We start from the raw sequence: 6,281 nt of genomic DNA on the forward strand, positions 1-6,281 counted from the left end.
GATTGCAGCAGCGGGGCGGCGGCCGGCCAGCGCGCCGCGATCTCGTCGCGCTGCTGCACCGCCACCTGCGTGCCGAGGATCAATGTCAGCAGCAGTGCCAGCAGCGCCAGCGCGCGTCGCACGCGTGGCCGCTGCCACTGCGCCGCGCGGCGCTGCACGAAACCCTGGGTGCGCTGCTGTACGGCCGCAGCGGCAGCGGGACGGCCCCCAACGGCACGCTGCCGGCACGTGCCGCGGTCGTGCCGCGCGGCGCGACGCTCTTGCTCGCCGAGGACGACCGCACCAACCAGCGCGTCGCCAGCGCACACCTGCGCAAGCTCGGCTTCGCGGTCGAGGTGGTCGGCGACGGCGAGGCCGCGGTCAAGGCGGCGACCGGCCGCCATTACCCGCTGATCCTGATGGACGTGCAGATGCCGGTCATGGACGGCCTGCAGGCCGCCGCGGCAATCCGCCGCGCGCAGGCCGGCGGCCCGGCCTCGATCATCGTCGCGCTGACCGCCAACGCCATGTCCGGCGACCGCGAACGCTTCCTCGCCGCCGGCATGGACGACTACCTGAGCAAGCCCTTCACCGGCGACGCGCTGCGCCGGCTGCTGGAGCGCTGGCTGCCGCCGGAAGGCGAGGGCTGAGCGCGAACCTCAGCGTCCGCGCAGCACCAGCACCGTCCCCGCCACGATCAGCACGCCGCTGCCGGCCAGCGCCGGCGACAGCGGTTCGCCGAGCAGCAGCGCGCTCCACGCGACGCCGAAGGGCGGGATCAGGAAGGTCACGGTCAGCGCGCGCGTCGGGCCGAGGTCGGCGATCAGGCGGTAATAGAGCCCGTAGGCGAGGGCGCTGCAGATCAGGCCGAGGCCGAGCAGGCTCGCGAGCACCGGGCCGGTCAGCGTCCCGACGGGCGCGGCGAACGGCAGCAGCGGCAGGAGCCACAGTGCCGCCGCGAGCTGGCTGCCGCCGGCGATCGCGAGCGGGGCGACGGCGCTCGCGCAGCGCTTCAGGTAGACGCCGGCCAGGCCGTAGCAGAGCGTCGCCAGCAGGCAGGCGGCGATCGCCGGCAGCAGCTGCGGGTCGGGCAGCGGGCCGCCCGCCGGGCGGGAGAAGCTCAGCCACGCGACGCCGGCGATGCCGCAGCCGATGCCGCCGAGCCGGGTGCGGGTCAGCGGCTCGCCGAGCCAGATCGCCGCGCACACGGCGCCGGACAGCGGCGTGCAGGCATTGACGACCGCCATCACCGCCGCCGGCAGGTGCTGCGCGGCCCAGCCGTACAGCACGAACGGCAGCGCCGAATTCAGCAGACCGATGACGACGAACACCTTTGCATTGCGCCGCCAGCCGGGTGCAAAGCCGGTGAGGCGAAACCACGCGGTCAGCGCGAGGCCGGCGATCAGCACGCGCGATTCGGCCGTCCACGCCGCACCGAGCACCGGCGCCAGCACGCGCAGGAACACGAAGGACGCGCCCCAGATCGCCGCGAGCGCGACGAGGCGCGCGAGATCGGCGGTGCGCATCAGTCGCTGGCTCCGGCGGGGAAGAGGTCTGCCGCTTCGGCTCCGACAGAGGGCGGCACTGCTTCAACTGCGCCGCGCGCCGCCTCGTAGCCGATCAGCGCCCGCTTGCGCGTCAGCCCCCAGTGGTAGCCGCCGAGTTCGCCGGCGGCGCGGATCACGCGATGACACGGAATCAGCACCGCGACCGGATTGGCGCCGACCGCACCGCCGACCGCGCGCGCCGCACCGGGGCGGCCGAGCGCGCGGGCCAGGTCGGCGTAGGCCACCAGCCGCCCCGGCGGCACCGCGAGCAGCGCCTCCCAGACCCGCAGCTGGAACTGCGTGCCGCGCACCCACAGGTGCAGCGCGCGGCCCGGTGCGGGCGGCTGTGCGAACACCGCATCGGCCATCGCCTGCGCGGCGGTGTGGTCCTCGACCAGCCGTGCGTGCGGCCAGTCGGCACGCAGGCGCGCAAGTTCCGCATCGGCCGTGTCCGCGAACGTCAGCCGGTGCAGGCCGCGCGGCGCGAGCGTCAGGCAGGCGCGGCCGAACGGCGTGTCGGCGAAACCCCAGCAGAGCGTCAGGCCGCTGCCGCCGGCGCGCCATTCGCCGGGCGACACGGCTTCGGCGCTGACCAGCAGATCGTGCAGCCGGCCCGGACCCGACAGGCCGGCGGCGAGCGCGGCGTTCAGCACGTCCTGCCCGGCGCGCAGCGCCTGCTTCGCGTATTCCTTGCCGAGAAACTGCTGGAAGCGCTTCGGGCTGATGCCGGCCCAGGCCGAGAACACGCGCTGGAACTGGCCTTCGCTCAGGCCGGCCGCCGCCGCCAGCTCGGCGAGCGGCACCGCGGCCGGGCTCCGCGCGCAGAGCTGCTCGATCGCGCCCGCGACCATCGTCCATGCGCGCGCGGGTTCGACGGCTTCGAAGATTCCGGTGGACGGGACGGCGGCAGCGGTTTCGGCAGACGGGGACATGCGGGCTCTCCGCGGACGGGGACGGGCGGGCGGCATTCTGGCCGCTGCCCGGCGGTCCGCCCACCCGATTCCTGCGGCTTCGCCCGCAGCCGGTCCGGAGGCTGCACCGGGATTTTTTGTGCACGCCCGGCCGGTGGCTGCCTCCATGTGGCTCGTCGCAGCGCAGGAACATGACGGGGTGATGAAACTGTCATGAAGCTGCGGTGACGCGCGTCCGGCCGGATGTGCATCATCGCGGACTTTCGCCGCGGCAGCGGCCGGAAGAGGGGATCGGTCATGGGGATGTCGCATCGATTCGTGCGCACGGCGTGGCGGACGCTGGCGGTGCTGACGGCGCTGCTCGCACTCGGGATCGCCGGCGGCTGGTACTGGCTGCGCGGCTCGCTGCCGCCGCTCGCCGGCGAACTGAGCCTGCCCGGCCTGCAGGCGCCGGTGAGCATCGTGCGCGACGCCGCGGCCGTGCCGCACATCCGTGCGCAGAATGTCCACGATGCCTGGTTCGCCCTCGGCGTCGTGCATGCGCAGGACCGGCTGTGGCAGATGGAGATGTCGCGGCGCATCGCCGGCGGGCGCATCGCCGAGGCACTCGGCGCGACGGCGCTCGACACCGACCGGCTGCTGCGCACGATGGGGCTTCGGCGTGTCGCCGAGCGCAATTACCGCAACCTCGATGCCGAATCCCGCGCCGTGCTCGATGCCTACGCCGCCGGCGTCAACGCCTGGATTGCCGCGCACGGCGGGCCGCTGCCGCCCGAATTCCTGCTGACCGGCGTGCGCCCCGAGGCCTGGCAGCCGGCCGATTCGCTGTCCTGGCTGAAGGTCATGGCGCTCGATCTCGGCAGCAACTGGAGCGGCGAGCTGACGCGCCTGCGGCTCGCCAGACAATTGCCGACCGCGCGCATCCAGGACTTCCTGCCGCCGGTGCCGTACGCCGGACCGCTGCCGGTCGCCGACTACGCGGCGCTGTACCGCGGGCTCGACCTGCCGCTCGCCGCCCTCGGTCCGCAACCCCGCACGGATACCGATGGCCTGGGCTCGAACAACTGGGTGGTCGCCGGCAGCCGCAGCGCCAGCGGCAAGCCGCTGCTCGCCAACGATCCGCACCTCGGGCTGACGGCGCCGGCGATCTGGTACTTCGCGCACCTCGAAGCCCCGGGCCTGCGCGTGATCGGCGCGACGCTGCCCGGCGTGCCCATGGTCGTGATCGGCCGCAACGAGCGCATCGCCTGGGGCCTGACCAACACCAACCCGGACGTGCAGGATCTTTATGTCGAACGCAGCGATCCGGCCGATCCGGGGCGTTACCAGACGCCGGACGGCTGGCAGCGCTTTGAACAGCGCGAGGAAATCCTGCATGTGCGCAACGCGCCCGACGAACGGCTGACCGTGCGCACCAGCCGCCACGGCCCGCTGCTGCCGGACACCCGCACCGGCGATGCGCTGCCGGCCGGCTACGGGCTGGCGCTGGCGTGGACGGCGCTCGCCGAGGACGACGCGAGCTTCCGGGCCGCCTCGAAGCTCGCGTACGCGCAGGACTGGACCGGCTTCAACGAGGCGCTGCGCGAGTTCGTCGCGCCGCAGCAGAACTTCGTGTACGCCGATGTCGACGGTCACATCGGCTTTCTGTCGCCGGGGCGCATCCCGGTGCGCAGGCCCGACAACGACCTGCTCGGGCTGGCGCCGGCGCCGGGCTGGGAGGCGCGCTACGACTGGGCCGGCTGGGTGCCGTACGAGGAATTGCCGCGCGTGTTCGATCCGGCCGACGGCGCGCTCTACAGCGCCAACGAACGCATCGTACCGCCCGGCTACCGCTGGCACCTGACCGACGAATGGCAGCCGGCCTACCGCGCCGCGCGCATCCGGGAGCTGCTGGCCGCGACGCCGGCGCACACGCCGGCGAGCTTCCGGCAGATGCACGCCGACATCCGCTCGGGGCTCGCCGCCGATTTGCTGCCGAAGCTGCTGCAGCGCGCAGCGGCCACCGACTACCCGCCGGCGGCGCGCGTCTGGCACGAGCGGCTGGCGCGCTGGGATTACGGCATGCGCGCCGATGCCGCCGAGCCGCTGGTGTTTTCGGCCTGGTACCGGGCGCTGACCCGGCGCATCTACGCCGACGAGCTCGGGCCCGAGTTCGAGCGGCTGTGGGACCAGCGCACGACCTTCATGAACAACGTGCTCGACGATCGCGACGGGCAGGGGCGCTGGTGTGATGACGTGCGCACGGCCGCGACCGAGTCCTGCGCGCAGCAGGTGGTCGCGGCGCTCGGCGAGGCGCTCGACGAGCTGCACGCGCGCTTCGGAAGCGATGAATCGCGCTGGCACTGGGGCGACGCGCATCCGGCCGTCGCCGAGCACCGGCCGTTCTCGAAGCTCGCCTGGCTGCGGCCGCTGTTCGAGCTGCGCCGGCCGGTCGGCGGCGATGTCTCGACGCTCGATGTCGCGCGCTTCTTCATCAATGATGTCGAGGCGCCGTACGCCGCCCGCCACGTCGCCAGTCTGCGCATGATCGTCGACCTTGCCGATCCGGATCGTTCGACCTTCATGCATTCGAGCGGCCAGAGCGGCAATCCGCTGTCGCCGCACTACGCCGATCTGCTCGATCGCTGGACGCGCGTCGAATCACTGCCGATGTCGATGCAGGCGCGCGACTATGAAGCCGGCGCGCTCGGCACGCTGACGCTGCGACCGCCGGCCGCGGTGTCGGGTGGTCAGTGAACCCCGCTTGCGCTGTATCTTCCGGTGGCAGCGGCTGTGCCGGGTCGGCGGGCGCCGTTAACATGCGGCCGAACCGGTTTCTGGTGTGAAGTCACGACGATGATCCGACGCTTGACAGGGGGAAGCGCCGTGCTGCTCGCCGCACTCGGCAGCGCGCAGGCAGCCGGCGTGTCCGCCGGCGTGCCGGCCATGGCCACGCTGCTGGCAGCACCGGTGGCGCAGCAGGTCGAATGGGGACAGCGCTTCGAGCACGGCGAGGGTGTCGGCCGCAACGCCGGGCGCGCGCTGACGCTGTACTGCGCGGCCGCCGGTCGCGGTTCGGTCGATGCGCAGTACCGGCTCGGCTGGATGTACGCGATGGGCCGCGGCGTGGCCCGCGACGACGCGCTGGCCGCGGCCTGGTTCCGGCAGGCGGCGGCGAAGGGCGATCCGCAGGCGCAGCAGATGCTGAAGGCGATCGGCAAGGTGGCGGTGAAGACGGCGAGCTGCCGCGCGCCGGCCGCGCAGCTGCAGTCGGTCGCCTACCGCCCGTCGACGCCGCGCCCGCTCGATCTCGACACGCCCGAGCGCCGGCAGATCGTCGCCTGGGTCAACGAACTGGCGCCGCAGTACCAGCTCGATCCGGCGCTGGTGCTGGCGGTGATCACCGCCGAATCCAACTTCCGCGCCGATGCGCAGTCGACGGCGAGCGCGATGGGGCTGATGCAGCTGATCCAGGCGACCGCCGACCGCTTCGGCGTGCAGAACGTCTGGGACCCGCAGCAGAACCTGCGCGGCGGCATGGCCTATCTGCGCTGGCTGCTCGCGTATTTCCGCGGCGACGTGCAGCTGGCGCTGGCCGGCTACAACGCCGGCGAGAACGCGGTCGATCGCAACGGCGGCATCCCGCCCTACGCCGAGACCCAGAACTACGTCGCCCGCATCCTGCAGCAGTACGGCCGCATGTGGCATCCGCACGTCGAGGGGCTGACCGAGCCCTCGGCGCTGGTTGCGGCGCTGCCGCCGGGACAAGGCCCGGTGCGCACGACGCCGGTCGCGGCCGGGCGCTGAGCCCCGGCGGTATCGCGGCCGCGACATCATGTGGTGGCTCGACCGCTACAACATTCTT

The 6,281-nt window shown here is 73.0% G+C and carries 5 protein-coding genes; 3 read left to right on the top strand and 2 right to left on the bottom strand.

The annotated features are described in order from the left end of the window. The coding region (locus PKE44_RS13565; protein ID WP_324552076.1) for a response regulator at positions 1–629 on the top strand (629 nt) is incomplete at its 5' end. Positions 630–638: 9 nt separating this feature from the next. Here PKE44_RS13565 and PKE44_RS13570 read toward each other — a convergent pair. Then, complete coding sequence (locus tag PKE44_RS13570) at positions 639–1,505, bottom strand: DMT family transporter (RefSeq protein WP_324552078.1); 867 nt, start codon at positions 1,503–1,505, stop codon at positions 639–641. Continuing rightward, complete coding sequence (locus PKE44_RS13575; protein ID WP_324552079.1) at positions 1,505–2,458, bottom strand: methylated-DNA--[protein]-cysteine S-methyltransferase; 954 nt, start codon at positions 2,456–2,458, stop codon at positions 1,505–1,507. Before PKE44_RS13575 ends, PKE44_RS13570 begins: the two co-directional genes overlap by 1 nt. A 282-nt stretch (positions 2,459–2,740) precedes the next feature. On the opposite strand from PKE44_RS13575, the gene PKE44_RS13580 reads away from it, so the two are divergent. After that, a complete protein-coding gene (locus PKE44_RS13580; RefSeq protein WP_324552081.1) occupies positions 2,741–5,173 on the top strand; it encodes a penicillin acylase family protein in 2,433 nt (810 codons plus the stop codon). Between the two features lie 129 nt (positions 5,174–5,302). Then, positions 5,303–6,223 carry a transglycosylase SLT domain-containing protein gene (locus tag PKE44_RS13585; RefSeq protein ID WP_324552083.1) on the top strand — a complete coding sequence of 307 codons (921 nt, stop codon included), beginning with the start codon at positions 5,303–5,305 and terminating at the stop codon, positions 6,221–6,223. The last annotated feature ends 58 nt before the right edge of the window (positions 6,224–6,281 follow it).

Origin of the sequence: Plasticicumulans sp. (genome assembly GCF_035331805.1) — a bacterium.
Classification (GTDB): Bacteria; Pseudomonadota; Gammaproteobacteria; order Competibacterales; family Competibacteraceae; genus Plasticicumulans.